The 26,241-nt window shown below is 72.6% G+C and carries 23 protein-coding genes; 5 read left to right on the top strand and 18 right to left on the bottom strand.

Going from position 1 to position 26,241, the window contains the following annotated elements:
• Window positions 1-96: 96 nt before the first annotated feature.
• On the bottom strand, window positions 97-2,754 hold the full coding sequence (locus ACWEBX_RS29220; protein ID WP_451887788.1) for a hypothetical protein: 2,658 nt from the start codon (window positions 2,752-2,754) through the stop codon (window positions 97-99).
• 46 nt (window positions 2,755-2,800) lie between these two features.
• On the opposite strand from ACWEBX_RS29220, the gene ACWEBX_RS29215 reads away from it, so the two are divergent.
• Window positions 2,801-3,358: a hypothetical protein gene (locus ACWEBX_RS29215; RefSeq protein WP_451887787.1), complete on the top strand. Its 558-nt coding sequence runs from the start codon at window positions 2,801-2,803 to the stop codon at window positions 3,356-3,358.
• 40 nt (window positions 3,359-3,398) lie between these two features.
• Here the strand turns inward: ACWEBX_RS29215 and ACWEBX_RS29210 are convergent, their stop codons facing one another.
• The 11 genes from ACWEBX_RS29210 to ACWEBX_RS29160 all read right to left on the bottom strand — a co-directional run bounded on the left by ACWEBX_RS29210 (window position 3,399) and on the right by ACWEBX_RS29160 (window position 14,194).
• Window positions 3,399-4,568 carry a zeta toxin family protein gene (locus ACWEBX_RS29210; protein WP_451887786.1) on the bottom strand — a complete coding sequence of 390 codons (1,170 nt, stop codon included), beginning with the start codon at window positions 4,566-4,568 and terminating at the stop codon, window positions 3,399-3,401.
• On the bottom strand, window positions 4,565-4,873 hold the full coding sequence (locus ACWEBX_RS29205) for a hypothetical protein (RefSeq protein WP_451887785.1): 309 nt from the start codon (window positions 4,871-4,873) through the stop codon (window positions 4,565-4,567). Before ACWEBX_RS29205 ends, ACWEBX_RS29210 begins: the two co-directional genes overlap by 4 nt.
• An 18-nt stretch (window positions 4,874-4,891) precedes the next feature.
• Window positions 4,892-5,344: a DUF4913 domain-containing protein gene (locus tag ACWEBX_RS29200; RefSeq protein WP_451887784.1), complete on the bottom strand. Its 453-nt coding sequence runs from the start codon at window positions 5,342-5,344 to the stop codon at window positions 4,892-4,894.
• Between the two features lie 196 nt (window positions 5,345-5,540).
• A complete protein-coding gene (locus ACWEBX_RS29195; RefSeq protein WP_451887783.1) occupies window positions 5,541-7,298 on the bottom strand; it encodes a type IV secretory system conjugative DNA transfer family protein in 1,758 nt (585 codons plus the stop codon).
• A gap of 171 nt (window positions 7,299-7,469) precedes the next feature.
• Window positions 7,470-8,972 carry an ATP/GTP-binding protein gene (locus ACWEBX_RS29190; RefSeq protein WP_451887782.1) on the bottom strand — a complete coding sequence of 501 codons (1,503 nt, stop codon included), beginning with the start codon at window positions 8,970-8,972 and terminating at the stop codon, window positions 7,470-7,472.
• Window positions 8,969-10,462 (bottom strand): SCO6880 family protein, encoded by a 1,494-nt coding sequence (locus ACWEBX_RS29185; protein WP_451887781.1) that lies wholly within the window; start codon window positions 10,460-10,462, stop codon window positions 8,969-8,971. The genes ACWEBX_RS29190 and ACWEBX_RS29185 overlap by 4 nt, the downstream gene beginning before the upstream one ends.
• A gap of 136 nt (window positions 10,463-10,598) precedes the next feature.
• Entirely contained in the window at window positions 10,599-11,741 is a 1,143-nt protein-coding gene (locus tag ACWEBX_RS29180; protein WP_451887780.1) for a hypothetical protein, read from the bottom strand.
• 1 nt (window position 11,742) lies between these two features.
• Window positions 11,743-12,513 (bottom strand): hypothetical protein, encoded by a 771-nt coding sequence (locus tag ACWEBX_RS29175; RefSeq protein ID WP_451887779.1) that lies wholly within the window; start codon window positions 12,511-12,513, stop codon window positions 11,743-11,745.
• Between the two features lie 39 nt (window positions 12,514-12,552).
• Window positions 12,553-12,852 (bottom strand): hypothetical protein, encoded by a 300-nt coding sequence (locus ACWEBX_RS29170; protein ID WP_328554028.1) that lies wholly within the window; start codon window positions 12,850-12,852, stop codon window positions 12,553-12,555.
• A 458-nt stretch (window positions 12,853-13,310) separates the two neighbouring features.
• Entirely contained in the window at window positions 13,311-13,568 is a 258-nt protein-coding gene (locus tag ACWEBX_RS29165) for a hypothetical protein (protein WP_451887778.1), read from the bottom strand.
• The gene (locus ACWEBX_RS29160; protein ID WP_451887777.1) at window positions 13,565-14,194 is read right to left on the bottom strand and encodes a DUF6668 family protein; all 630 of its coding nucleotides are present in this window, start codon (window positions 14,192-14,194) and stop codon (window positions 13,565-13,567) included. Before ACWEBX_RS29160 ends, ACWEBX_RS29165 begins: the two co-directional genes overlap by 4 nt.
• 183 nt (window positions 14,195-14,377) lie before the next feature.
• On the opposite strand from ACWEBX_RS29160, the gene ACWEBX_RS29155 reads away from it, so the two are divergent.
• The 3 genes from ACWEBX_RS29155 to ACWEBX_RS29145 are packed head-to-tail and all read left to right on the top strand — an operon-like array spanning window position 14,378 to window position 18,476.
• Window positions 14,378-15,412 carry a peptidoglycan DD-metalloendopeptidase family protein gene (locus ACWEBX_RS29155; RefSeq protein ID WP_451887776.1) on the top strand — a complete coding sequence of 345 codons (1,035 nt, stop codon included), beginning with the start codon at window positions 14,378-14,380 and terminating at the stop codon, window positions 15,410-15,412.
• A gap of 14 nt (window positions 15,413-15,426) precedes the next feature.
• Window positions 15,427-16,194, top strand: coding sequence for a hypothetical protein (locus tag ACWEBX_RS29150; protein WP_451887775.1), 768 nt, complete (start codon window positions 15,427-15,429; stop codon window positions 16,192-16,194).
• An 8-nt stretch (window positions 16,195-16,202) separates the two neighbouring features.
• On the top strand, window positions 16,203-18,476 hold the full coding sequence (locus tag ACWEBX_RS29145) for a hypothetical protein (protein WP_451887774.1): 2,274 nt from the start codon (window positions 16,203-16,205) through the stop codon (window positions 18,474-18,476).
• Window positions 18,477-18,548: 72 nt separating this feature from the next.
• On the opposite strand, the gene ACWEBX_RS29140 is transcribed toward ACWEBX_RS29145, so the two are convergent.
• The 3 genes from ACWEBX_RS29140 to ACWEBX_RS29130 form a co-directional block, all read right to left on the bottom strand.
• Window positions 18,549-19,025 carry a VOC family protein gene (locus ACWEBX_RS29140; protein WP_451887773.1) on the bottom strand — a complete coding sequence of 159 codons (477 nt, stop codon included), beginning with the start codon at window positions 19,023-19,025 and terminating at the stop codon, window positions 18,549-18,551.
• Between the two features lie 211 nt (window positions 19,026-19,236).
• A complete protein-coding gene (rarD, locus tag ACWEBX_RS29135; protein WP_451887772.1) occupies window positions 19,237-20,292 on the bottom strand; it encodes an EamA family transporter RarD in 1,056 nt (351 codons plus the stop codon).
• A 307-nt stretch (window positions 20,293-20,599) separates the two neighbouring features.
• A complete protein-coding gene (locus tag ACWEBX_RS29130) occupies window positions 20,600-21,454 on the bottom strand; it encodes an SDR family oxidoreductase (protein ID WP_451887771.1) in 855 nt (284 codons plus the stop codon).
• Window positions 21,455-21,583: 129 nt separating this feature from the next.
• Between ACWEBX_RS29130 and ACWEBX_RS29125 the strand changes: the two genes are divergently transcribed.
• On the top strand, window positions 21,584-22,000 hold the full coding sequence (locus ACWEBX_RS29125) for a winged helix-turn-helix transcriptional regulator (RefSeq protein WP_451887770.1): 417 nt from the start codon (window positions 21,584-21,586) through the stop codon (window positions 21,998-22,000).
• A gap of 18 nt (window positions 22,001-22,018) precedes the next feature.
• Here the strand turns inward: ACWEBX_RS29125 and ACWEBX_RS29120 are convergent, their stop codons facing one another.
• The 3 genes from ACWEBX_RS29120 to ACWEBX_RS29110 all read right to left on the bottom strand — a co-directional run bounded on the left by ACWEBX_RS29120 (window position 22,019) and on the right by ACWEBX_RS29110 (window position 25,942).
• A complete protein-coding gene (locus ACWEBX_RS29120) occupies window positions 22,019-23,098 on the bottom strand; it encodes a 2-oxoacid:ferredoxin oxidoreductase subunit beta (RefSeq protein ID WP_451887769.1) in 1,080 nt (359 codons plus the stop codon).
• Window positions 23,091-25,034: a 2-oxoacid:acceptor oxidoreductase subunit alpha gene (locus ACWEBX_RS29115; protein WP_451887768.1), complete on the bottom strand. Its 1,944-nt coding sequence runs from the start codon at window positions 25,032-25,034 to the stop codon at window positions 23,091-23,093. Before ACWEBX_RS29115 ends, ACWEBX_RS29120 begins: the two co-directional genes overlap by 8 nt.
• 236 nt (window positions 25,035-25,270) lie before the next feature.
• Window positions 25,271-25,942, bottom strand: coding sequence for a LuxR C-terminal-related transcriptional regulator (locus tag ACWEBX_RS29110; protein WP_384241953.1), 672 nt, complete (start codon window positions 25,940-25,942; stop codon window positions 25,271-25,273).
• Window positions 25,943-26,241: the final 299 nt, after the last annotated feature.

The raw sequence follows: 26,241 nt of genomic DNA, 5'->3' as shown, positions 1-26,241 counted from the left end.
GTGCCGGTACATCGATGCCCGTCGCCACCGACGCCCACCCCTCACCCAACGGCGACGGGCTGATGCACCGGCACGGCCCCGACCCACCCACCGGTGTTACCGCCCGGCCCGCGGCGGCTGCGGCGGCCGCTGCACCCGAGGGATCGACCCGGGCACGGCCGCGCCGGGAACAGCTCCGCCCGGGGAGGCGGAACGCCGGCCGGACTGAAGGCGGGCCGCGTTCGCCACGGGGTTCGTCGCCCCGCCGGGGGCCGTCGCCCCCGCCACAGCAGGCCTCTGCCAACTCTCCGGAACCGAGGCGTGCCGCTCCACGGCCCCCCGCGCCCGCGCCTCCGCCAGCCGAGCCGCCTGCTCGGCCACGGGCGCGAACCCCGGAGCCGCGTTGCCGCTCTGGGACGGCACCTGGCGGACAGCCATGGCCCCCAGGGCGGCCTGGGTGTCACGGGGGAACACGTCACGGGGCAGCAACTGCGAGGCCGCGCCGGTCACCTCGACCCGGTGCTGCCTCCCCCCGGACTCGAAGGTGACGCCGTACCCGAGGTACTGCCGGTCCCGGTCGAACATCAGGTCCCCCCGCACCCGCCCACCCCCGTCCCGCGTCCGCTCACTCAGCTCCCGGAGGGCCTCCGGCATCGGCGCGGTCCGCCCGAGGCTCGCCACATACGCGTCCGCCTCCACGCGCCCCTCCCGGAACCGAGGCGTCCCGTCCGGCCCGAGGTGCATCTGCACGGCACCGACCCGGTTGTCGGGGTGGATGTCGATGGTGAGGCGCCCGTCCCCGCCGTACTCGCGGACGAACCGCTCGCGCAGCGCGGTGAACTGCACCTGGTTCTCCAGCGCCGGAGGCAGGTTCGGCCCGTAGATGGTGACCCGCGCCTCGGGGTCGGCCTCCAGGATGATCTCGGCGTTGGCCACCCCGGTGCCACCGGCGCCCGCGACGAGCCACGTCTTCGGGGCACCCTCCGCACCCGCGGCACGCGCGTCGAACCGCCCCTCGGCGATCTCGTCCCCGATGAAGACGCGTCCGGGCGCGGCGGCCCGCGCCCGCTCCCACTGGGCGGTCGCGTCGAGTGTCTGGAGCGCGGCCCGCGCCCCACCGCCCGAGCGCAGCCCGTCCAGCACCCCGTCCTCCCGGAGCACTTGGAGCGCCCGCTCCGCGGTGACGTCCCCGGTCAGCCGGGCGTGCGCGGGCGAGTCGGCGGGCAGTTGTCCGCGTACGGCGTCGAGGGCCTCCGGCAGATTCACCGCGTCCCGCCGGTCGACGCCCGGCACCATCTCCGGCGGCAGCCCGGTGGCCACGGTCGGCGTGCCCTCGACCTTCACGTAGAGGTCCGGGGAACCGTCACCGGGCCGGATGTGCGCGTAGAGGTGGCCGTCCTGGCCCGGGACCAGGGCCGCGGAGCCGTCGACGACCGGCCCGCGTACGGCGAGCTGGTCCTCCCACAGACGCACCGCGTCGCGCGGAACCCGCGCGGTCGGGTCGGCGAACTGGTGCGCGTCGCCCATCCCGTTGGCCCGCATGTCCCTCGTCTGGTCGGGGGACTGGACGATGCCCTGGCCGGGGTCCACGTGCCAGCGGCCGCGGGCGTCGACGAGCAGGGCCTGCGGGTCGCGTCCGACGAGGCTGGCGCCGCCACCGATGACGACCTGGCGGGTCGGCCACTCGCCGGTCGCGGCGATCTCCGCACGGAGCTGGTCCAGGGTGGCGGCACCGGCCCGGGTGCGCTGGTTGGCCGCCTGGGCCGTCGCCGCGGCGAGCTCCTGGCGGGGGACGGGGGAGCCGTCGGGCCGGAACCCCGGCAGGGGAGGGGCGTCGGAGGTGGCCCCGAGGAGCCGGGCGTGCTCGGCCCGTGACCGGAACTCCCGCAGTTCGGCGGCGTCGGCCGCGCTCAACCGTTCGACGGGGACGGCCAGTTCGCGCAGGGCGTCGGCCGTCATCGGGGTCAGATGCGGGTCGATGACATCGCGGCGGATGTCGGCGGCCTGGAGTTCCGGGGCATGGCGGTCGGAGTCGACGGGGGCCTGTGGTCGTAGCCCGACGTGGTCGATGAGGGCTGACAACTCACCTCGGGATTCGGCACGTTGGGAGGCGTCGAGGGTGACGTCGTTCATGCGGGCGGCCAGGTGGTTCAGTTCGCCGACCCGGCCGAGGTCCTCCTCGGTGAGGCTCAGGCGCCGGTCCGCGCCGCCGAGCCCGCCGCGGGCCAGCAGGTCCTGGCGGTTCGGCGCGACGCCCGCGACCTCGGGATCACCGGCGGCGGCACGGGTCGCCCGGTCGCGCACCGCGATCAGTTCGCCGACCTCGTGGCTCAGCGCCCGGCCCACCTGGCGCGGGTCCATCCGGTCGGAGAGCTGGACGACGTGCTGGTCCGAGGTGGTGTTGACGTGGGCCCGCGCGACCGTGCCGGAGGGGAGCGGTAGGGCGTCCAGACGCAGGGTGAGGTCCCGGCCCCGGTCGTCGGTGAGCGCGAAGAAGCGGTCGCCGGCGGCGCCGGACCGCAGCTCGACCGAGGTCAGCCGCCGCGCGTACAGGCTCTGCACCACCATCGGCAGGATGCTCTCCGCCTGCGCGACGACGGCCGCCTGCCGTCCGGGAACGGGCGCGGCGCCGGTGCCCGAGACGAAGCGGCTGCCCGCGACGTCGGTCGCGGTGATGACGACGGGCTCCTCGCGGGCGTTTTTCCGGGCGTCGGGCCGGGCGTCCGCCCGGTCGGAACGGCCGGCGTTCCCGCGGTCGAGCGGTTCCTGGCCCACTGGCACTTTCCCCCTTGAACGGCCTCGTGGCACGTAAGATCTTGGCATGCTGATCGCCCGTTCGACGCAGGAAGCACACCTCTACATGGACCTGCACGCGTGCGCGTGCGGGGCGGAGAGCTTCGAGCGCGAGCACCGTCTCGACGAGCGGGACGGTGTCCTGGTCGCGGTGTACGAGGGCGTCTGCCCCCAGTGCGGCCGCGCCCGCTCCTTCGCGTTCCGGCTCACCGACGAACTCCCGCCCGCACCACCGGCGTTCGGCGGGCCCGAGCCCTCGCGGATCATCGACCCGGGGGAGTTCCTGTGGGTCGCCGACCAGGTCGCCACGGACACGGGGCTGCGGTTGCTGCACACCCCGTCCGCCGAGCGGCATGCGCAGCGCGAGGGTTCCGCGTTCGCGCTCGCGGCGGTCGAGGAAGTCCTCAAGTTCCTTCCGCAGGGGGCCGACAGCGTCCCCGAGGAACTGTTCACCTCGGAGCGCGGCCGCGAGGTGTACGACAGGACCCCGCACCGCTTCGGGCGGGCCGCACTCCTCGAGAACATCGCCCGCAAGCGCCGCATCCTGGAGAGCATCGACCCCGTGGGCCCACACCAGAGCACGTAAGCCCTGCCCACCGCTTCCACCGCTCACGCGCTCCCGCCCCTCACGGCGTCCGCGGCGGCCGGGGCGCCGGGCGCGGGACGGCCGCGGCGGCCGGAGCCGACGGCGTGCCCCCGGTCGCCGGGGAGGCGCTCCCGCCACCGGACCGCAGGCGTGCCGCCGTGGCGACCCGGACCGTTGCATCCCCCTGCCGATAGCCACCCGGCCCCGACACCGCACCACCCGGGACACCCGGCCCCGGCCCCGGCACAGCCCCCGCCGAGGCGCCAAGCCCCGGCACCGGTGCCGCCCCCGTCCCCCGCCCGGCGGGGAACACCCCCGGGAACACCCCCCGCTCCGAGGTGATCAGCGCGGTGGCCAGTCCTCCCTCGACCAGCTTCTCCGCGTTCTCCCGGCCGACGGAGAACCCGCGCCCCGACGTGCTCCGCGCGTACAGGTCCTCGATCATGACCTCGGGGGCCATACGCCCGCCGTACGGGTCGCGGCCCGCGTCGAACGCGGTGCGGCCGTGCTGCCAGCGGCCGGCGTTCTGGGCGAGGCACTGCTCGACGGGGACCTCGACCGACAGCAGGACGCGCCGGTCGTAGCCGCCGGCGCGCAGATCGCCGAGAAGCTTCTCGTTCCAGCGCTGGTCGCGCAGCGTTGCGTCGTAGAGGAGGTTGTAGCCCTCGGAGCGCGCCCACTGCTCGAAGACCTCCTGGAGGAAGGCCGATTCGCGGTGGGTGAGCGAGGCCGTCTCGGACGGCGCGACCGGTCGTCCGTCGGACAACACGCGTGCGGCGGTCGGCAGACGGGGTGATCCGCCGTGCTCGAAGATCGCCACCTTGAACTGGTCCGGGTCCAGGACCACGTAGTCGCGTACGTCGATGCCGTGCACCCGCCGCAGCGTGTGCCCGAGTTCGTCGTCGCGCCCCTGCCACTCGTCGAGCCCGCGCAGCGCGCCGCCCTTCCCGGCTCCGGGCGCCCCGGCGGTGAGCAGAGCGGCATGGCCGTCGCGCGGCAGGCCGGCGCAGCGCGCGGCGAATTCCTCCAGGATCGCGGAGTGCATCCGCTCGCGGTCCGGCGTCCACAGCGCGCCGTGCCGGAAGCGGGCGAACGTGTCCGCGTCGCCCGGCGCGAGAGCGCCGCCCGGTGACATCCGGTTCTGCAACTCCCGGTACAGCGCGCGGTATTCGGGTCTGAGCCCCGCCTCCGGCCGCTCGCCCGTGGTCATGGCCGCGGCTCGGGCCCGTCGGCCGGGCCGTCCGGCCGGCCGTCGATCCTGCGCTGGATCTCTTCCACGTCCTCGCGGGTCACCTGCCCGAGCAGCCGTGCCGCGGCGAGCACGGACAACGTGTTGTCCTGGTGGGTCGGCTCGGGATGTCCCTCGTCCAGACCCTCCTCGGACTCGAAGGGCCAGCCGGCGACGGTCGCGATCATCTGCTCGCGTTCCACGAATCCGGCGGCGTAGAGCCCCAGGTAGGCACGCAGGGAAGGGGCCGAGTCGGCGGACGGGTCGGGTGCGGGGGTGTCGTTCATGGGCGGAGTGTTCCTCGCTTACCAGAGACTGGTCTCGTACGGATCCGGGTCGGGCCGGTGGGAGGACGCGGCGACGGCGTCCTCGTGCGACTCGACCGCGGGTGGCGTCTTCGGGCGGTGGCTTCCGCCCTTGCAGCCCGCGAACGGGCCGTTGGGGGAACGTAGTTCGGACAGTACGGCGCCGAGGTGGTCCCGGTGCCAGACGGCGGGGCCCGACGCGCCCGCCGCCGGGTCGGTGTGCTCCTGCCAGGCCAGCCACAGCCCGTGCAGGCGGGCGACCGCCTCCTGATGCTCCCACCAGCGGGGGCACCAGGGCTGTTGCGAGGTGACCTCGCGGCCGTAGACGGGAAGGAGCAGGTCACTCACCCAGACGGCCAGTCGGCTCATCTCCCCGGCGTACTCGGGACCGTCGAGGAAGAGGATGAACGGCGGTGCTCCGGCGGCCTGTTGCCCGGCTGCGTCGGCAGTCATGGAGAAGGCTTCCTTCCAGCGGCGGACGGCACGGGGCCTCGGCCGCATCGGATCGCTTCGGCCGGTGGCGGCACCGGGCCACGGTCGCCCCGGGCCGCTTCGGCGGCGGACGCCACGGGGCTTCGGCCACTCCGGGCCGCCGAGGGCGCGGACGTCACCGGGCTTCGGCCGCTCCGGGCCGCCGAGAGCATGGATGTCATCGGTAGGTGATCCTCTCGGCCGCGCGGGCGGTGATGGCCTTCACCTCGGCCTGGGCCGCCGTCGCGATGCGGTCGGCGCCCGGTTCGGCGTACCAGGGGCGGAGCCGGACCAGGGCGGGCCTGATGCCGGTGGCCAGGAGCAGGGCGGTGCCCTTGGGCAGGGCGCGGATACGGTCGGCGGGCAGGATGCGTTCCAGGCGGTACGACGTCGATCGGGACCGTCCGTCCCTGCCCTTGGACCAGCTCACCGTCGACACGTCGTGCTCGCCGACCAGCCGGGAGATCTTCTCCACGAAGTCGGCGTCGTCCAGTCCCGCGCCGAGCAGTTTGATGGTCGCCGCCGACCACAGCGCGTCCATGCCCGCCTCGCCCCAGACACGGGAGCCCTGCCGGTAACTCTGGAGCAGCGTCACGATGTTGATGCCGCGTGAGCCGAAGTGCGAGTACAGGTCGGGGAGATCGGAGATCCGGCAGACGTTGGCCGCCTCGTCGAGGACCGCCGTCATCGGCGGTTCGAGGCGTCCGCCCATCCGTTCGGCGGCGACGACTCCCGCGCGCAGCACGGAGTCGGCGGCCGCGGCGATGACCCCCGCCGCCGAACCGCCGCCGTCCTTGGAGAGCAGATAGAGCGTGTCGGTGGACAGCACATGGCGGTCGGGGAAGAACCGCGGCAGCGCGGGATCCGGGGTCACCCAGGCGGCGATGGCGGGGTCGAGCAGACAGGCCACGCACTGGCGGCTGGTCTCGTAGATGCCGTCCCGGGTCTCCACCGCCCCCTGCACGGTGCCCTGCAACTGGTCGGCGAGCGCCGTCATCCCGGCGTCGCGCAGCAGGTCGACCGGGGTGCGGTCGGCCGGGTCGGCCAGCCAGGCGAGGACCTCGCCGATCGGCCGCCCGCCGCGCTGGGCCGCGTGGAAGAGGGCGGTGAGGGTGTTCTGGGCGGCCGAGATCCAGAAGTCGCGTCGGGACGCGTCGTCGTTGACCGCGCCGACGAAGTGCCCGGCCAGCCGGCGGGCGCCCTCGATGGTGGCCGCTTCGGCGAGCATGTCCCACCACAGGCCGCGCGGGGTGTGGGCGATGCCCTGGGGGTCGAACGTCCAGACCCGGCCCACCCGTTCGCGTTCCGCCCGCGTCACGCTGTACACGTCCGCCTTGTTGGACGTCAGCAGCACACTGCCGCGGGCCCGCAGGACGCGCGGGACCGCGATGCCGGTGGACTTGCCCGCGCGGGGCGCCATCAGATCGAGCTCGACGTCCTCGTGGCTGGAGCGCAGTTCCGGGCCGCGGGGTTCGAGGTTGCCGATCAGGTTCCCGGTGTCGTCCGGGGTGACCTTGCCGAGCTTGGCCAGGACCGGCCGCAGCTCGCGGGCCCGCCGGGCGGCGCCCTTGGGCAGGAGGGCGGCCAGTTCCTTGCGGCCCGCGAGACCGGTGGGCGCGGTGAGCCGGCGTCGTACGAGCGCGATCAGGACGGTGATCGCCGCCACGGCCGCGCCGAACACCGTGGCCATGCCCGCGGCGAGCGCGGTCGGTGAGGCCGTCGGCCACAGGGGGCCGGGGCCCTCCTTCACCAGGGTCGAGAGGGTGGACAGGGCGAAGGGCGGCGGGTGCCAGCCGGCGCCGCTCGCCGCCGCGCCCAGGGTTCCGCCCAGCCAGGCGCCCAGGAACATCGTGCCGATGAGGAACGCGGCCCCCGGCACGATCCAGGGGAGGAGGTCCTCCCCGGCCCCGGGGCCTGTCCTGCGTGTGCTGCTCATCTCTGATCCCCCCGTTGGATTTCTCTCGCCCCCGCCGCCCCTACCCGTCCCATCCCGGGGCGGCAGCCCCGGACCCCCCGCCGCGCTCCGCGCGGGTCCTCAAACGCCGGACGGGCTGGAATGTCCCCTCGGCGTTCAAGTCCCGGACGGGCTGGAATGTCCCCTCCGGCCTCAGGTCCCGGACGGGTCGGCAGCCTTCTGCAAGGACGTCTTGCCCGCCTCCGACCAGCGGGTGTTCGTGTTGTGCAGGGCCCGTTCCGTGTCCGTGATGGACACCTTGATCGGGATGCCGGGACGGCCGCCCACCTTGATCAGGAAGCGTCCGCGTCCGGGCGGCTCCTCGTTGCCGCCGGTGCTCGCCCAGCCGGGCGGGGACGACCAGGAGGACACGAGCTCGATCTCGCGCTCGGACATGCCGACGATCTCGCCCAGCTCCCGCATCTCCGAGCGGGGAAGCCCGGCGCAGACGACCATGCCCGCCCGCTCCACGAACCCCCGTGCCTTCGCGCGGTCGGACTCGCTGCCGAGGGCCTCGGCGTCCTTCAGGGTGTGGGTGATCTTCGCGTCGCCGAGGCCGAGCGAACGGTTCAGCCGGGTCAGCGCGTCGATCCGCTCCACGATGCCGGAGGCGGCCCGCAGGGGACGCCACAGCTCGTCGAGGACGGTGAAGAACCAGCGCTGCGGGGCGAGTCCGGCGTCCGCGAGGGCGTGCGCGGCGGCCACCGTGCCGAGTCCGTCCGACCAGGCCGCCAGCATCGCCGCGGCCGTGAGCTGGGTGTCCGCCTCGCCGATCCGGGAGATGTCCACGCAGACGGCGGGCGACGCCGGGTCGATCCGGGTGGACGTCTCGTTGGCGAAGGTGTCGCCGAGCGGGCCGTCGAGCACGCCCAGCAGCGAGCGGTGCAGCGGGTCCACGGCCTCCTGGTAGCGGGCCACGTTCCCGCGGTCCAGCGTCACCGCGCGGACCCGGTCGGGACCTTCGTCCAGCACCTTCAGCAGATCCGGCAGGAGCGGCGGCCGCTCCGGCTTCGTACGCTCCGCGAGATGGTGCAGACAGGCGGACAGCACCGACTGCTCGTGGTCGTCCATCGGACGCCCGCGCACGATGGTGATCAGCGCCGCGACCATGTTCAGCACCCGGCCGTGAGCCTCCGCGGCCAGGATCCGGCCGCGCTCGCCGCCGATCCGGGCCGCCGCCTCGCCCATCGCGCCCGGGTCGAGGACGTTGATGCCGCCGACCCCGCGCCCGATGGAGATCACCTGGCCGCCGAGCGCCCGTACGGTGTCGGCGTAGTCGGGCTTCAGGTCGCCGAGGACCAGGGGCGTGATGCCCGTCGCGGCCATGCCGATCAGCATGCGGTTGACCAGGGTCGACTTGCCGAGGCCCGGCATGCCCAGCATGAAGAGCGAGGGGTTGGAGATGTAACGGGCCCGGGTGAACCAGGAGATGGGGTCGCCGCACACCGTCGCCCCGGTGTGCAGATGCTGTCCGAGCGGCACACCGGTCATCGGTGCTCCGGAGCCGGCCGCGAACGGCCACAGCCCGCACGCCTGCACGGTGGTCGCGCGCCACAGAGCGGGCGGATCGACGTGCCCGACCTGGCCGCCCGCGGGGCCGTACCAGCCGCGCGGCGGCGCGGTGACCGGGTTCCCTCGCGTCTGCTGCCTGCTCACAGTGCCTCCCTGATCTGGTATGGAACGAGGGTGTGCTCCCACGGGAGCAGGCCGACCGGCAGCGTGCAGGTGAAGGCGGCGGCCTGCATCCGGTCCGCGGGGCGCATCAGGATGCGGGACGAGGCCTGGAGGTTGCGCACGGTGATGCCCGCGTCCTGCAACTGCTCCTCGTCGTCCACGGTGACCGTCATCATCAGCGAGAACTCCACGAGTCCCGCGCCCGCCGCCTCCTCGGCCGCGGTCTGCTCGGCGGCCTGCATCTCCGAACTGGCCCGCGCCTGGACGAGACCGCGCTTCGAGCCCGCCATGAAGTGCGCGGTCCGCCGGTCGGACTCGACGATGCGGGCCGAGGTCGCGGGGTCGATGGGCCGGTAGATCAGGGAGACCCGCTTGCGCCGGGTGCCCGGAGCCGGTTCGAGGAGCCCGCGCAGCACGCTGGAGCGGACCGTGCCGCGCGGCGCGAGCGTCAGCATCCAGGTGCGCGAGACACCCGAGTCGTGCTTGTACGAGGTGACGGTCTCCACGGCCGCGGCCGGGCCCGCGTCGCCCCACTCCACCCCCGTCGTGGCGTGCTCGGCGCGGGCGCTGAGCACATCGGGCGCGATGGCGGGGTCGTACGCCACCCGGACGATCTCGGCGAGCCGGTCGGCCGGCAGCGGGTAGGCGCTGCCGCCGCCCGCCGCGACCAGTCCGGACAGCAGTCCGGGCAGCCGCATCGACAGATCGGTGACGATGTCGTCCGTGCCGCGCTTGGGGCCGCCCGTCGGGCCGTAGGTCAGGGCGATGTACGTGTGCATCTCGGAGGACGCCGACGGATAGCGCTCGACGACCTCCTCCATCACGGCGCGCGCGGCGGCCGGCGCGTCCGGGGAGATCCGGGGGAGCACCTCGGCCGCCAGCCGGGACCCGGTGTCCGGGGCGGTCTCCACGACCACCTGGGCGCCGCGCAGGCCGGGTTCGTGCGAGAGCCGCGCGAGCCAGTCGCCCCAGGAGGCCACCCAGATGTCGACCTGGGAGGGGTCGACGAGCGAGCCGCCGTCCGGTTCACAGGCCAGTACCACCGTGTACAGGCCGCGGCCCGGGTGGTGCAGCACGCCGAAGGAGCGGTTGTAGGCGTCGCGGCCCTCGTGCATCCGGGTGCGCGCGAGCAGACCGGGCGGCTGGTAGCGGCCGCCGGGGCGCTTGGACAGCGGCCCGGAGAGGTAGGTGTGCGAACCGGCCGACCTGCGCCGCGCCCAGCCGACGCGGATGGCGAGGACCTGGTAGACGTTGCGGCCGTCGACCGTGCGCAGCGCCAGCGGGGCGAGGAAGAGCCCGACCGGTACGAGGACGACGATCGCGGCGCTCAGCGAGACCAGCGAAGCCAGCAGCGCCACCAGCAGTCCGCCGAAGGCGACGACGGTGCCGAGCAGGCCCAGCGGACCGAGTCCGGGACGGCGGGGCCTGCGCCAGTTCCCGTACGTGGGACGCGTCATGGCGTCGGTGGACATGGGGTTCCTTCTTCCGGCTCGAAGCGCTGGATACGTGACGGGGGTGGAGTTCCGGGGCGGTGGCCGGCCCGGTGACGGCGGCTCGCGCGCCGCCCCGGAACTCGCTGAGCGCTGTGGCTCCTCGGCCTCGTGGCCGCTAGTGGTTGTGGCCCTTCATCCCGTCGTTGTCGTTCAGGGAGTTGGCCACCTCACTGGCCGCCGCGACACCGGTCTGCACAGCGACCGCCGCGGCCTGTACGGCGAGGGTCGCGCCGCCCGTGGCCGCGCCCGCGGCGGCCGCGCCGCCCGCCGCCGCCGCGCCACCCGCGCCTCCGGCCGCACCCGCGCCCCCGCTCGCCGGAGCTCCGGCGCCCGCGGACGGCGAGCCCTGCGGACCGGCGCCGCCGCCACCTCCGCCGGCACCGCCCGCGGCGATGCTGACGGCGCCGGTGGCGACGTTGTTGACCGCGTTCAGCGTGACCGTGCCGCCCGAGGTGCCGCCCAGGGCCGCGGTCGCCGGGACGATCAGCTTGAGCAGGGCCGGCAGGGCGAACACCGCCATGATCAGCATGCCCAGACCGGCGATGGTCTGGTCGAGGTTCTTGGTGTCCTTGGTCATCGACGTGGCCGAGTAGATGATGAGCGCGGCCGCCGGTTTGTACAGCAGCCAGGCCGCGAGCCAGCCGACGTGCTTCTTCCACCAGCCCTCGCCCCACCCGGTCATCGAGGAGACGGCGGCCAGCGGCAGCGTGCCGACCAGCATGATCATGACGCCGATGCGGATGTACATGAGACAGATCTGCACGAAGCTCGACAGCATCACCAGCAGGCCGAAGATGAGGATGAGGCCCGGCTGGTCGAGGGTCAGCACACCGAGCATCGTCGACGCCTGGTCGCCGAGGTCGGACTTCGCGTACACGTCCTGCGCGTACAGGTCGGAGGCCCTGGTGAGCGCCTGGACCACCGGGACGGCGACCGCGCCGACGAGGATGACCTTCCACATCCCCATGAACGCCTGCTTCATGGGCTGGCCCTTGCGCTCCAGTGCCATGTGGATCGCCGCGATCAGCAGCGAGGCCACCGCCACGTAGCCGACCAGCCAGTCGACCTCCGCGTCGATCTTGGCGATGGGCCCGGAGGCGTCTCCCACGTCCACGTTCATCCACACGCCGTTGAGCGCCTTGAGCACGGCCGCGGTCGCGTCGCCGATCGCCTTGGCGAAGGCCACCACGGCACTGTCGGTGAGCTGCGTGCCGACCTCGTCGATCACACAGTCGTACACCCGCCAGGAACACGACATCTCACACCTCCCAGGTGACGAAGCCCTTGGTGCCGCTGATCTGCGACATGCCCGAATAGACGGTCCCGTCGGCGTCGGGCGCGAGTTTCCAGTCGCCGTCGAGCCAGCGCAGCGTCACCGACGCGGTGCCGTAGGCGTTCTTGCCGGGGACCCGCACGACGAACATCACGGTCGACTTCTCCTTGTCGTACGACAGGACGGTGAAGCCGGCGTAGCCGCCCCCGTCGGGCGCTCCCGAGGTCGGCTTGTCGCCCGCCGCGGCACGGCTCGCGACGAGTGCGTCGCGGCCCGCGCCGGGGACGACCTGCCGGTCGACGACCTGCCGCCAGCCCGGGTAGCTCAGGTGGTCGGTGATGGCGTGGGCGGCCATGACGGAGCCCATCGGCGTGTGGGCGAAGCAGGACCAGACCGGTCCGTCGAACGTGAGCGGGCCCGCCGTCCTCGAGACCGGCACCAGGCCGGTCCCGTCGGCCTTCCACGTGAAGTCCTTCGGGGCCTGGGCGGGCTTGGCCTGGTCGCCGTCGTCGGTGCGGCAGCCGTCGGGGCGGGTGTCCGGCCGGCCGCCGCGGTCCCGGTCCGGGCCGGCGGACGGGGTGGGTTTGTCGCCGCCCGAGGCGTTCGCCGGCGTCCCGTCGCCTCCGCCGAGCATCGTGAAGACGGCGAGCACGAGCAGCACCAGCAGGAAACCGGCCGACAGGACCCAGCTTCGCTGCTGCCAGAACGGCTGTTCCCACTCTCCGCTGCCCCCTTGGGGCCGACCGGAGTTCAGCATGGTTGCGCTCCCTTCGCTCAGGCTCTGACGGAGCGTCGGTCAGGCGAAGACGAACGTGACGACGGGGCCCGCGGTGGCCACCAGGACACAGCCGCCGAGCACCATGCCGAGGCGGCCCATGTGCTCCGAGCCCTCGCCGCGGCGCATCGAGATCGCCATCATGGCGCCGGTGATGAGCACACCCGCGACGCCTGCCGCGGTGCCGGCCCAGGCGAGGATGCCGAGGACGGTGTCGACCTTGCCGGTCAGCGCGCCCGGCGCGTCACGGTTGGGATCGGGGATCTTGCCGTCCGCCAGGTAGACGTACTGGTGGGCCTGGGCTGCTATCGCCTTGAACATGGTTTCTCCCCGATATGGCCGGCTGCTCGCGCCCCCGTCCGGGACGGATGCGGAACTCGCCGGGTCTGAGCGGCACTTGCTCGGTAGGAGCGGTACGTGCTTGCCGAGAGCGGTACTTGGGGGCGATGAAGATCCGTGGGACGCCCCGTGTTTCCCGGTGCACAGTGAGCTTGGCGACTCCTGTGGGCCGGGGCCAAGCGATGTGGGAGACCAGCACCTGTCGGTGACGTGTCCGTGACAGACGGGAAGAGACCGTCATGAAAGACGAGGTGGGAGGCGCGGAAAAGAGCTGAGGCACCATCAGGCGTGATGGTGCCTCGAGGGATCCCCGCAACGCGCGGACGATGGAGGGCGTCCGCCGGGCACCGGGTGGCCTCTGCCGGACGACGGGTGACGGGTGGCGTCCGCCGAACGTCGGGTGACGGGTGGCGTCCGCCGAGCGTCGGGTGACGGGTGGCTCAGAGTACGAAGCCGACGATGGGTCCCGCCGTGGCGCCGATGACGCAGGCGCCCAGCACCATCAGGAACTGACTCAAGTGCTCCTCGAACTCACCGGACTTGACGGCCAGCGCCATCCGGGAGCCCACCATCATCAGGCCCGCCACACCGGCGGCGGTGACGAGCCAGGCGATGATGCCGAGGACGTAGTCGAGCTGGCCGGTGACCCTCGCGTCCACGGCCAGCGGGGTGGCGGCGAGTGCGTGCAGGGCGGTCATGGCGCGGTCCTTCCCGTCAGGCGGGCCAGGGCGGCGGCCTCGCGCGGCAGCGGCCCGGTGAGGTCACCGGTGCGCCACGCGGGCATCCACGGCACCCGGTAGACGTCGATGACCGAGTTGATCACCTTGATGCGCTGGGTGAGCTGGCGCGGCAGTCGGCCGGGCGCGTCCGCGACCAGGACGATGGCGTCGAGATCGAGTCCCGGCGGCGCGTCGCCCCGGCGGAAGATGTCGAGGGTGTGCGACACGGCGTCCAGGCCGGCCGCGTGCGTACGCCCGACGAGCAGGACCGAGGCCGGCTCGCCCCGGTCGGGGCGGGGCCAGTCGCGGCCCGCGTCGTGGCCGCCGAAGACGGTGGCGAGCGTGGAGGACCCGGCTCCGCCGTGCGTGGCGATCCAGGAGAACTGCCGTACCCGTACGACGGGTTGGCGTTCCTCCTCATACCGCTGCGGCGACCGCTCCGGTTCCCCGACCGCCCCGCGTATCCATATCTCGGGCCCGCCCGGGCCGCGTGGCTCGTTCCCGTGCGGCACCGTGCCGTCGCTCCCGCGCGGCGGCACTCCCTCGCTCCCGCGTGCGGCAGAGCCATCGTTCGCCCGCACCGCCACCCCCTCGATCCCCTGCATGGGTGCTCTCTCTCTTCGTCCTCTTCGTCGGTGCGACCGATCCTCCCGGCGTCCGGGCGGGTTGGGTAACGGGGCGTGAGTTCCTGGGACGAGCCTGTGACGCCGTGGTGACGCGGGAATCGGGTGGGAACCGAGAGACTCGACTGCATGTACACGACCGGAACATGAGGCTGAGGGGGGCCGATGTCCAACGGGGGCGGATCCACCATGACCTGGGTGGTCGGCGGCTGCCTGGCCGTCGTGATCACGCCGGTGGTCATGATGGTCGCGGTGAGCGGGGCATCGAGCGAGGAGGATCCGGGGTCGGGCGCGGGCGGGGGGCTGAAGGACGGCGCCGTGCCCGCGAGTTACGTTCCGTGGGTGCTCAAGGCGGGCGCCATGTGCGAGGTCATCAAGCCGGCGGTCATCGCCGCGCAGATCGAGGCCGAGTCGGGCTGGAACCCCAACGCCCGCTCTCCGGTGGGTGCCGAGGGGCTGTCGCAGTTCATGCCGGGGACCTGGCCGAACTGGGGCAAGGACGACGACGGCAACGGCCGGGCCTCGCCGTTCGATCCCGGTGACGCGATCATGGCGCAGGGCCGTTACGACTGTGCCCTCGCCAAGACGGTCGAGGGCTACAAGAACCGCGGCGAGGCGAGCGGTGAGACCCTCGACCTCGCGCTCGCGGCGTACAACGCGGGACCCGGCGCGGTGCACCAGTACCACGGCATGCCCCCGTACACGGAGACCCGGAACTACGTCGCCCGCATCAAGTCCCTGATACCCAAGTACGAATCGGTGGACGATCCGCCGGGCAGTATCCCCGCCGGGCAGCAGATGGCGATGCCGCTCTCCGGCAACCCGCGGGTGACCTCTCCGTTCGGCATGCGCATGCATCCGATCCTGCACGTCTACAAGCTGCACACCGGCATCGACTTCGGCGCCGCGGCCGGTACGCCGTTCAAGGCGGCCCGGGACGGCACGGTCACTTTCGCGGGCTGGTCCAACGGGTACGGCAACCGTGTGGTCATCTCCCACGGGACCATCGACGGCGACCGTATCTCGACGACGTACAACCACATGCGGAGCCTCAGCGTGCACGTCGGCCAGCACGTTCAGGTCGGCCAGAAGGTCGGCGAGGTGGGCTCCACCGGCTACTCGACAGGGCCGCACGCGCATTTCGAGGTCCAGCGGAACGGCACGTACGTGGATCCGGCACCCTGGCTGGGACTGAAGTGAGGAGGGAGGCGAGGATGAGGACGACACGGAGGGGTACGGCGGTCCGCACCGGGACGCGCGGGAACGTCGCCGCGCTGACGGTCGTGTCCATGGCCGGGATCCTGGCGTTGACGGGCTGTGGCCTGCGGGACCATCGTGAAGACGTGGGCGCTCCGGGTTCGTCGCCCTCCGCGGTGCCGTCCGTGGCGCCGAAGGTGTCGCTCCCGCCGGGCAGGCCGCTGGGCACGGACGCACACGTGCCGAGCCCGTCGGGTGTCGACGGGACGGACGCGACGGAAGTATCGGAGGCGTGGGCGGAGGTGGCGTACGGCTATGACACGAAGTACGACTACGGTCCCCACGACGCCATCCTGCGCTCCGCCCGCTGGTTCACCCCGGCCAAGGCCGCGGCGGAGCGGTCGTACCATCCCGCCAGCGGGGCGGGCGCCGAGTGGAACACCTGGGCCGGCCACCGGGCTTGGACCACGGTGAAGGTGACCCCGGACGACGACGCCGACGGTCCCGCCGACACGGCCGTCCTGGCCTACCGCGCTCTCTACGTGGAGGGCACGGCTCGGGGCCGCGACGGCTGGACGGGTACGGGCCCGCGCGCCAACGTCTACCTCAAACTCACCCGGGCGAGTGGCGGCCGTCCCTGGCGCGTCGCCGAGGTGACGACCGTGGAAGCGGCCGATCCGCCTCCCCCGCCCTCAACCTCCGAGCCTGCGGCCTCGCCCTCGACGTCGATGTCGCCCTCGGCCTCGATGATGTTCTCGTACCCGTCCTCGACCACCCCTTCGTGAGGGAACCGATGTCTCGACTCAGCCGCGAACAGAAGCGGGAACTCAAGCGGCAGCGCTCGACGGCCGGTGCCGGGGGGCAGCCGACCGCGGGGATGACGCCGATCGAGGTACACGTGCCCGCGTCCGCGGACGCGGCCGTGGCGCCGGGTGCGCCGGGTATGCCCGGGTCGGCAGGGGTGCAGGGCTGTGCCACGGTCGGCGGGATGCCGGTCGTGGCGGCGCCCGGCGAGACGGTCCAGGGCGCGATCCTGAATTACCTCCACCGCCTCGCCCTGGCCACCGGCCACCCGGTGCTGGCCAGCATCCACGACGAACGCATCGGCTTCGTCGTACCGCTCCAGGTCCACGTCGACGGCTCCAGCCGCTACACGGCAGAGCCGGTCCGCGTGGCACCCCCCGCCCATCCTCACCCCGAGAGGCGCCCGAACCTCCCGGCCCAGGGGCAGCACCCGCAGCAGCCGGCCTCGGGACAGCGTCCCCAGCCCCAGGCTCCGGAACAGCGTTTCCAGGCCCCGGCCCAGGAGCGTCGCCCACAGCCTCCGGTCCAGGAGCGGCACCCGCGGTCGCCGGTTCCGGAATACCGCCCGGAGCCCCGGACTCCGGAGCAGCCCCCGCAGGCGCCGGCTCAGGGGCGGCACCCGCAGTCACCGACTTCGGGACAGCGTCCGCAGCCGCCGGTTCCGGAGCAGCGTCCGCAGTCGCCGGATCAGGAACGCCCGCGCTTCGGGGACGAGGAGCGCCGGCCGGCTCCGGCCCCCGAACGTCCGGGGCATCCGGTCGGCGATGTTCCGCAGGCTCCGGCCCAGGGGATGCCGCAAACGCCGGTCCAGGGAGTGCCGCAGCCTCCGGCTCAGCGGCGTCCGGAGGTGCCGGCTCCGCCGCTTCCGTCCGCCCCGGTGTCCACCGAGGCGCCGGCCGCCCCGCGCCGGGACAAGGCGACGTACGTTCTGCGTGCGGTGCCGGAGCCGGACGCGCGACGGATCCCGGGATCGGAGAGCGGGACACCGCCGACCCCGGCGACGACGCCCGAGGCGGCGCCCGCGCCCGCACCGGCGTACCCGCCCACGGCACCGCCCGCGCCCGAGCCGCAGGCCGGCCCGGGGTTCGCTCCGGAGTCGCGGCCCGCGCCGGTGCGCAGGTCGGAGCCGGCGGTGACGGCGGAGTTCGTACGGCAGCCCGCGCCCGAGCCGCAGGCCGGCCCGGAGTTCGTTCCGGAGTCGCGGCCCGCGCCGGAGCCGGCGGTGACCGCAGAGTTCCAGCCGCAGCCGCAGTCCGTGCCGCAGGCATCCCCTGCGCCCGCGCCCGCTCCCGCCCCGGTGGATTCCGGCAGCGGTGCCGGCGCGGGGGCCGGTCCGGCGAGCGGTGGTGCTGTCGCTCCCGTCGCGGGCCCCGCTCCGGTGCCCGCGGCCGAGTCCGGCGTGCCCGGTACTCCCACGCCGTCCACCTTCGTCCTTCGGGCGGTACCGGAACCGAGGCCGTTGCCCGGGGCCGCGTCGACGCGGGTCCTGCGGGCGGTGCCGGAGTCGGCGGCCGCCGAGGTGCCCGCCCCGACGGGGGAGTTCGGCCCGGCCCCGGTGACCGGCTCCGCCCCGGAGCCGGAGCGCGCCCCCGAGCTCAAGGCGACCGCCCCGGAGCGGAAGCCCGCCTCCGCGGCGGAGGCCCTGTCGCTGCTGGGCCCGGACCCGGAACCGGATCCCAAGCCCACTCCCGCCCGCGGCTTCGACGCCGTGGCCGAGGCGGTTCTCGCCCCGAGTCCTCAGGGGCCGGTCCCGGAGGGGGACGCCGCGGCGGCGTTCCTCGCCGAGCCCGTCGCGCGGATCAACGAGGCCGTGAAGATGGGCCGTATCGAGGCCGCCGCGGGGATGGCCGAGCGTGCCGTCGCGGAGGCCGCGGGGTCGCTGGGCCAGGAACACCCCGAGGTGCTGAAGCTGCGCGAGCTGACCGCGTACATCGCCTACCTGGCCGGTGACGCGCTCAGGTCGTTCCATCTGTCGCTGGATCTCGCGAGGGTCCGCCGGCGCCACCGGGACGCGGGGGGCGCGTACGGCAACGTCCAGAGCGCGGCGGCCGCGTGGCGCGCCGTCCGCGATCCTCTCCAGGGCCTGCACCTCGGGCGGGACCTGATCGGACTGTGGACCGAGCTCGCCGCCGACGACGGTCCCGCCGCCGACGACCTCGAGCAACTCGAATCGGCCCGCACCCGCATGGTCCGCCTCGCGGAACGCGCCCGCCTCGCGGCGGACAACCCGTACGCCCGGACGCCCCGAGCACACGGCGAGTGAGGAGCGGGGCGGGCCCGGGGGCGGGTTGTCCCGGCTGTCCGGCGCCCGGCCTGTCCGGCCGGGCCGCCGCACTCAGTGGACGCAGAACTCGTTCTCCTCGGGATCCGTCATCACGACCCACTCGCCCGCGGGTTCCTTCACCTCGCGCAGCACGTCGGCGCCCAGCGACTTCAGACGCTCGACCTCGTCGGCGCGGCGCCCCTCGCCGGGGTGCAGGTCGAGGTGGAGCCGGTTCTTCTGCGTCTTGGGCTCGGGAACCCGCTGGAAGAGCAGGCGCCGCCCGAGGCCGGTGCCGCGTTCCTTGTCGTACGGGTCCTCGGGATGCCGTACGGCGATCAGGTCCCGGAAGGCCGGGCGGCCGTGGAAGTCGACGGTGGCCTCGGCCGGCAGGGCACCGAGGCTGAGCAACTGCTCGATGAGGGCGCTGTTGTCCTCGACCGTGTAGCCGAGCGCGGCGGACCAGAAGTCGGCCTGCGCGTGCGGATCGGCGGCGTCGATGACGAGCTTCCAGTGGACGGGTGCGGGTGCGGGCACGGGATTCGGCGTCATGAACCCACTCATAGTGGCTGCCCGGCCACACGGGCAAGGTCACTCGCCGGACGGGCAAGCCCAGTCGCAGGCCGCCCTCACGCCGTACGGGCCGGATCTGCCCTCGCCTCGTACGGGCCGGGCCTGCCCTCACCTCGTACGAGCCGGGCCTGCCCTCACCTCGTACGAGGACAAGTTCCTCATGCTCACCCCCGGCGCGGGCGCCCGTGCGTCACGAGGCGCCGTGTGAACCCGTCCGACCGGCGGAGCCGACGGTACCGGCGGCGACCCCCGCGGCCTCGGTCGCGGTACCCGCGGCGACGGCGGCGACAGCGGTGACCTCGGCGGAAGGTCCCGCGACCTCCGTCGCGAGGGCCGATTCCCGCAGCGCCCGCGCCCCCCGTCGTGCGTTCCGCAGCGCGTCGAACGTCAGGAGCGACAGCGCGAGCCACACCAGCGCGAACCCGGCCCACCGCTCGGCCGGCATGGCCTCGTGGAAGTAGAAGATGCCGAGCAGGAACTGGAACACGGGCGCCATGTACTGGAGCAGGCCCAGGGTGGACAGCGGCACGCGGATCGCGGCGGCGCCGAAACAGATCAGGGGGATCGCGGTGACCACACCGGTCGCCGCGAGCAGCGCACCGTGCCCCGGCCCCTGCGCGGCGAACGTCGCGTCGCCCCGCGAGCCCAGCCACAGCAGATACGCGAGCGCCGGCAGGAACTGGATCGCGGTCTCGGCGGCGAGCGACTCCAGGCCGCCGAGGTTGACCTTCTTCTTCACCAGGCCGTACGTGGCGAAGGAGAAGGCGAGGCAGAGGGAGATCCACGGCGGGCGGCCGTAGCCGATCGTCAGGACGAGGACGGCCGCGGCGCCGACACCCACGGCGGTCCACTGCACCGGGCGCAGCCGTTCCTTGAGGAGCAGCACGCCCATCGCGATGGTGACCAGGGGGTTGATGAAGTAGCCCAGCGAGGCCTCGACCACGTGCCCGGAGTTGACCGCCCAGATGTAGACGCCCCAGTTGACGGTGATGACCGCCGCCGCGACCGTGATCAGCGCGAGCTTGCGCGGTTGTCGCAGCAGTTCGCCCGCCCAGGCCCAGCGTCGTATCACCAGCAGCAGGACCCCGACCACCGCGAGGGACCACACCATCCGGTGGGCGAGGATCTCGATGGCTCCGGCGGGCTTCAGCAGCGGCCAGAAGAGGGGGACGAGCCCCCACATCCCATATGCCGCGAAGCCGTTCAGCAGACCTATGCGCTGCTCGCCTCTCGACTTCCCGGCCACCGGCGTCTCCTTCTCCCACGGTCTCGGACGTCTGTCGCGTCCTGCGCTCCGGAGCTCCCGTGCGGTCGGGGAGCTTCCGTGCAGCATGAAAGAAGGTAGCGCCGCGGACCCCCGCCTGTCATGCCCGTATCGCCATACGGTCATGACAGGCGGGGGTCCGCGGGCCGGGCGCCGGCGCCCGCGCGGGGCGGCATCCCGGACGCCCGCCCGACGCCCGCCCGACGCTCGTCCGGCCCAGTCAGGCGCCCCCGGGACTCGGCCCTTCGGTCGGCCCTTTCGGCCAACCCTTTCGGCCGTACCCTTCGGCTCAGCCCTTCAGCGCCGCCGCCACCGCCTCGGCGATCGGCGTGGTCGGGCGGCCCGTGAGCCGGGACAGGTCGCCGGTGGTGACGGCGAGCTCGCCCTTCTCGATGGAGACGTCGACGCCCGCGAGGATCCCGGCGAAGACCTCGGGGAGCCCGGCGCCGGCCAGGATCGAGGTGAAGGCCTCGGGGGAGACGGCGTTGTAGGCGATCTCCTTGCCGGTCTGCCGGCTCAGCTCGGCGGCGTACTCGGCGAAGCCCCACGCCTCGTCGCCGCTCAGCTCGTACGTCTTGTTCTCGTGCCCCTCGCCGGTCAGCACCGCGACCGCGGCGGCCGCGTAGTCGGCGCGCGAGGCGGAGGCGATCCGGCCCTCGCCGGCGGCCTGGACGACGGCGTCGTGCGCGAGCACCGGGGCGAGGTTCTCGGTGTAGTTCTCGTGGTACCAGCCGTTGCGCAGCAGCGTGTAGGGCACTCCGGAGGCGAGCAGGACGTCCTCGGTGGCGCGGTGGTCGTCGGCCAGCGCGGCCGTCAGGTTGCCGGGGGCGCTGGTGTAGGCGAGCAGCGAGACTCCGGCCGCCGCGGCCGCGTCGATGACGACCCGGTGCTGCCCGACACGGCCCTTGTCGAACTCGTTGCCCGAGATCAGCAGCACCTTGTCACCGGCCGCGAACAGGCCGTCGAAGGTCTCGGGGGTGTTGTAGTCGGCGACCGTGAGCCGCACACCTCGGGCCGCGAGGTCGGCGGCCTTGGACTCGTCCCGCACGACGGCGGTGATCTCCTCGGCGGGGAGCTTCTCCAGCAACTGCTCGACCACGTGACGGCCGAGGTGTCCGGTTGCTCCGGTGACGACGATGCTCATGGCGTACATCTCCTTGTGGGGTGCGGATGTCACTCACCCTAGGAGCTGCACTAACTGTTGGAAAGTACCCACCTTGAAGTAAGGTGCCCACCTCCAGGTAAGGTACCAACCCTCAAGTAAGGTGTTGGCATGGCCGTAAGCAGCGTGAAGGCAGCGGACGGGTACGACGCCGACGAGGCGATGTGCCCCTACCGTCTGGTCCTGGAACACGTCACCAGCCGCTGGGGCGTCCTCGTCCTGATCGAGCTCCTGGAGCGTTCGTACCGCTTCAGCGAGCTGCGCCGCGCGATCGGCAGGGTCGGGAAGGGCGTCAGCGAGAAGATGCTCACCCAGACCCTCCAGACGCTGGAGCGCGACGGGCTCGTCCACCGCGACGCCAAGCCGGTCATCCCGCCGCGCGTCGACTACTCCCTGACCGATCTGGGCCGCGAGGCCGCCGAACAGGTGCGGTCCCTGGCGCTGTGGACGAGTGAGCGCATGGCCGACGTCGAGCGGGCCCGCGGCGTGTACGACGAGGCCCGGGGACGCGGGCCCCGGGCCTCGTAGAACCGCCTGCGGACGGGTTCAGCCGACGACCGTCCAGGTGTCGCCACCTGCGAGGAGCGCGGCGAGGTCGCCCTTGCCGTTCTGCTCGATGGCGGCGTCGAGCTGGTCGGCCATCTGTGTGTCGTAGACCGGCCGGTCGACCGAGCGGAACACCCCGATGGGGGTGTGGTGCAGGGTGTCGGGGTCGGCGAGCCGGGACAGCGCGAACGCGGTGGTCGGCGACGCGGTGTGCGCGTCGTGGACCAGGACGTCGGCCTCGTTCTCCGGGGTCACGGTGACGACCTGGAGGTCGCCGGTGCGCGGGTCGCGGACCACACCGCGGGAGCCGTCGGCGCCGAAGCGGATGGGCTGTCCGTGCTCCAGGCGGATCACCGCCTCCTCCGCGGACTGTCTGTCCTTGAGGACCTCGAAGGCGCCGTCGTTGAAGATGTTGCAGTTCTGGTAGATCTCCACCAGGGCGGTGCCGGGGTGGGCGGCGGCCTGGCGCAGCACGTCGGTGAGGTGCTTGCGGTCGGAGTCCACGGTCCGGGCCACGAAGGAGGCCTCCGCGCCGATCGCCAGCGACACCGGGTTGAAGGGGGCGTCCAGGGAGCCCATCGGCGTCGATTTGGTGATCTTGCCGACCTCGGAGGTCGGGGAGTACTGGCCCTTGGTGAGGCCGTAGATCCGGTTGTTGAAGAGCAGGATCTTCAGGTTCACGTTGCGGCGCAGGGCGTGGATGAGGTGGTTGCCGCCGATGGACAGGGCGTCGCCGTCGCCGGTGACGACCCATACGGACAGGTCGCGGCGCGAGGAGGCGAGGCCGGTCGCGATGGCGGGCGCACGGCCGTGGATCGAGTGCATCCCGTAGGTGTTCATGTAGTACGGGAAGCGGGACGAGCAGCCGATGCCCGAGACGAAGACGATGTTCTCCTTCGCCAGGCCGAGTTCGGGCATGAAGCCCTGGACGGCGGCGAGGATCGCGTAGTCACCGCAGCCGGGGCACCAGCGCACTTCCTGATCGGACTTGAAGTCCTTCATGGACTGCCTGGCGTCGGCCTTGGGGACCAGGGAAAGCGCCTCGATCGTGCCCGGGCCTTCCGTTGACGTGTCAGCCATCGATGGCCTCCTTGAGAGCTGTGGCGAGCTGCTCAGCCTTGAAGGGCATGCCGTTGACCTGGTTGTACGAGTGGGCGTCCACCAGGTACCTGGCCCGCACGAGGGTGGCGAGCTGGCCGAGGTTCATCTCGGGGATCACCACCTTGTCGTAACGCCTGAGCACCGCGCCCAGATTCCGCGGGAAGGGGTTGAGGTGGCGCAGATGCGCCTGCGCGATGTGCTCACCGGCGGTACGCAGCCGGCGGACCGCCGCGGTGATCGGCCCGTACGTCGAACCCCAGCCCAGGACAAGGGTGGTGGCCGCCGTGTCGGTGCCCGCGGTGGGGTCGTCGAACTCGAGGTCCGGGACGTCGATGCCGTCGATCTTGGCTTGCCGGGTGCGGACCATGAAGTCGTGGTTGGCGGGGTCGTACGAGATGTTGCCGCTGCCGTCCTGCTTCTCGATGCCGCCGATACGGTGCTCGAGCCCGGGAGTTCCGGGGACGGCCCAGGGGCGGGCGAGGGTTCCCGGGTCGCGCTTGTACGGCCAGAAGACCTCGCTGCCGTCGTCCAGCGTGTGGTTCGGTCCCTGGGCGAACTGCACGCGCAGGTCCGGGAGTTCGTCGGTCTCCGGGATGCGCCACGGCTCGGAGCCGTTGGCCAGGTAGCCGTCCGACAGCAGCAGGACGGGCGTCCGGTACGTCAGCGCGATCCGGGCCGCCTCCATCGCCGCGTCGAAGCAGTCGGCCGGCGTCCGCGGCGCGACGATCGGCACCGGGGCCTCGCCGTTGCGCCCGTACATCGCCTGGAGCAGGTCGGCCTGTTCGGTCTTGGTGGGCAGGCCGGTCGAGGGGCCGCCGCGCTGGATGTCGATGACGAGCAGGGGCAGTTCGAGGGAGACGGCGAGTCCGATCGTCTCCGACTTCAGCGCCACACCGGGACCGGACGTCGTCGTCACGGCGAGCGAGCCGCCGAACGCCGCGCCCAGCGCCGCGCCGATGCCCGCGATCTCGTCCTCGGCCTGGAAGGTGCGCACTCCGAAGTTCTTGTGCTTGCTCAGCTCGTGCAGGATGTCGGAGGCCGGGGTGATGGGATAGGAGCCCAGGTACAGCGGCAGATCGGCCTGCCGGGAGGCGGCGACCAGGCCGTACGACAGGGCGAGGTTCCCGGAGATGTTCCGGTAGGTGCCGGTCGGGAAGGCCTTCGACGCCGGCGCGACCTCGTAGGAGACCGCGAAGTCCTCGGTCGTCTCGCCGAAGTTCCAGCCGGCCCGGAACGCGGCGAGGTTGGCGGCTGCGATGTCGGGCTTCTTGGCGAACTTCGTCCGCAGGAACTTCTCGGTGCCCTCGGTCGGCCGGTGGTACATCCACGACAACAGACCCAGCGCGAACATGTTCTTGGAGCGCTCGGCCTCCTTGCGGGAGAGCGCGAAGTCCTTCAGCGCCTCGACGGTCATCGTCGTGAGCGGGACGGGGTGGACGTTGTAGCCGTCCAGCGAGCCGTCCTCCAGCGGGCTGGTCGCGTAGCCGACCTTCTGCATCGCCCGTTTGGTGAACTCGTCCGTGTTGACGATGATCTCGGCTCCGCGCGGCACGTCGGCGATGTTCGCCTTCAGGGCCGCCGGGTTCATGGCCACGAGGACGTTGGGCGCGTCGCCCGGCGTGAGGATGTCGTGGTCGGCGAAATGCAGTTGGAACGACGAAACGCCCGGCAGTGTGCCTGCGGGCGCGCGGATCTCGGCGGGGAAGTTCGGCAGGGTCGAGAGGTCGTTGCCGAAGGAGGCAGTCTCCGAGGTGAAGCGATCGCCGGTGAGTTGCATACCGTCACCGGAGTCCCCCGCGAACCGGATGATGACCCGGTCGAGCCGGCGGACGTCCTTCGTCCCCGGCGGTTTGCGCTGTTCTCCTACGACGGCTTCGTCGGCCTGTTCCGTTGGGCTGCTGACCTTGCTCGTCACTGAACTGGACCTCCTTTGAGGCGGCTGTCCGGGAGTGGCCTTCCCGCAGACCCTTCCTTTTCCAACCCTACGTCGGTAAGGGTCGCCTTCCTTAGGCCATTCGCATGATGGACGCTGTTATGAGACGTCCTGACATGCTGATGTGTCACGATTTTTCCCGCCCCTGGCCCCTTCCTCGAATGACGTTCCCCGCTCGCCCTTTGGTTCCGCTCGACAACTGACAGACTGTCAGGTCGTCATGAGTTCAGGTATGTGAGGACGGCCAGAACACGCCGATGATCCCCGTCACTTTGTGACAGGCCGAGCTTCTGGAAGATATTGCTGACGTGCTTCTCGACGGCGCCGTCGCTGACCACGAGCTGGCGGGCGACGGCGGAGTTCGTCCGGCCCTCGGCCATGAGTCCGAGCACCTCGCGTTCCCTCGGCGTCAGCCCGGCCAGCACGTCCTGCTTGCGGCTGCGGCCCAGCAACTGCGCCACGACCTCGGGGTCGAGCGCGGTACCTCCCTGGGCCACCCGCACCACCGCGTCCACGAACTCGCGCACCTCGGCGACCCGGTCCTTGAGCAGATAGCCGACGCCACGGCTCGAACCGGCCAGCAGTTCGGTGGCGTACCGCTCCTCCACGTACTGTGACAGCACGAGCACACCGAGTCCCGGATGCGCCTTGCGGAGCTGCACGGCCGCCCGCACGCCTTCGTCGGTGTGCGTCGGCGGCATCCGTACGTCCGCGACGACGACGTCCGGCAGCGCGTCCTGCGCCGCGAACTCGGTGATGGTCTTGATCAGCGCTTCGCCGTCCCCGACCCCTGCCACGACATCATGCCCGCGGTCGGTCAGCAACCGGGTCAGGCCCTCCCTGAGCAGCACTGAATCCTCGGCGATGACCACCCGCACCCTGTCCTCCATGATTACTCGGCCCCCCAGAGCCCGCCCCCGGCCGCCCCCGGCTCCACCGGGTTCGTGCCCGCTCGTACGACAGACCCCAGCATTCCAGCATTCGGATCCGGATGCGCCCGGACGACGGGAAGAGGGGCGGCCGCTACCCCGGTGGGGTACCCGAGAGAGCCGGCGGCACCCCAGCGGGGTACGCGCAGGAAACCGGCGGCACCCCTGTGGGGTACGCGACGGATTCCGGCCGCCCCCTGGTGGGGTACGCGGGGTGGCACGGACCCAACGGAGCGCGGGGACCCCGGTGGAGTGCACCG

The organism is Streptomyces sp. NPDC005070, from assembly GCF_053600395.1.
Note: the sequence above shows the minus strand (reverse complement) of the source record. Positions and strands in the feature narration are given on the sequence as shown.

Coding starts and splice junctions, on each gene's coding strand:
- ACWEBX_RS29215 (WP_451887787.1), top strand. CDS start 2,801: ATGCTGATCGCCCGTTCGACGCAGGAAGCACACCTCTACATGGACCTG.
- ACWEBX_RS29210 (WP_451887786.1), bottom strand. CDS start 4,568: ATGACCACGGGCGAGCGGCCGGAGGCGGGGCTCAGACCCGAATACCGC.
- ACWEBX_RS29205 (WP_451887785.1), bottom strand. CDS start 4,873: ATGAACGACACCCCCGCACCCGACCCGTCCGCCGACTCGGCCCCTTCC.
- ACWEBX_RS29200 (WP_451887784.1), bottom strand. CDS start 5,344: ATGACTGCCGACGCAGCCGGGCAACAGGCCGCCGGAGCACCGCCGTTC.
- ACWEBX_RS29195 (WP_451887783.1), bottom strand. CDS start 7,298: ATGAGCAGCACACGCAGGACAGGCCCCGGGGCCGGGGAGGACCTCCTC.
- ACWEBX_RS29185 (WP_451887781.1), bottom strand. CDS start 10,462: ATGTCCACCGACGCCATGACGCGTCCCACGTACGGGAACTGGCGCAGG.
- ACWEBX_RS29180 (WP_451887780.1), bottom strand. CDS start 11,741: ATGTCGTGTTCCTGGCGGGTGTACGACTGTGTGATCGACGAGGTCGGC.
- ACWEBX_RS29175 (WP_451887779.1), bottom strand. CDS start 12,513: ATGCTGAACTCCGGTCGGCCCCAAGGGGGCAGCGGAGAGTGGGAACAG.
- ACWEBX_RS29170 (WP_328554028.1), bottom strand. CDS start 12,852: ATGTTCAAGGCGATAGCAGCCCAGGCCCACCAGTACGTCTACCTGGCG.
- ACWEBX_RS29165 (WP_451887778.1), bottom strand. CDS start 13,568: ATGACCGCCCTGCACGCACTCGCCGCCACCCCGCTGGCCGTGGACGCG.
- ACWEBX_RS29160 (WP_451887777.1), bottom strand. CDS start 14,194: ATGCAGGGGATCGAGGGGGTGGCGGTGCGGGCGAACGATGGCTCTGCC.
- ACWEBX_RS29155 (WP_451887776.1), top strand. CDS start 14,378: ATGTCCAACGGGGGCGGATCCACCATGACCTGGGTGGTCGGCGGCTGC.
- ACWEBX_RS29150 (WP_451887775.1), top strand. CDS start 15,427: ATGAGGACGACACGGAGGGGTACGGCGGTCCGCACCGGGACGCGCGGG.
- ACWEBX_RS29145 (WP_451887774.1), top strand. CDS start 16,203: ATGTCTCGACTCAGCCGCGAACAGAAGCGGGAACTCAAGCGGCAGCGC.
- ACWEBX_RS29140 (WP_451887773.1), bottom strand. CDS start 19,025: ATGACGCCGAATCCCGTGCCCGCACCCGCACCCGTCCACTGGAAGCTC.
- ACWEBX_RS29130 (WP_451887771.1), bottom strand. CDS start 21,454: ATGAGCATCGTCGTCACCGGAGCAACCGGACACCTCGGCCGTCACGTG.
- ACWEBX_RS29125 (WP_451887770.1), top strand. CDS start 21,584: ATGGCCGTAAGCAGCGTGAAGGCAGCGGACGGGTACGACGCCGACGAG.
- ACWEBX_RS29120 (WP_451887769.1), bottom strand. CDS start 23,098: ATGGCTGACACGTCAACGGAAGGCCCGGGCACGATCGAGGCGCTTTCC.
- ACWEBX_RS29110 (WP_384241953.1), bottom strand. CDS start 25,942: ATGGAGGACAGGGTGCGGGTGGTCATCGCCGAGGATTCAGTGCTGCTC.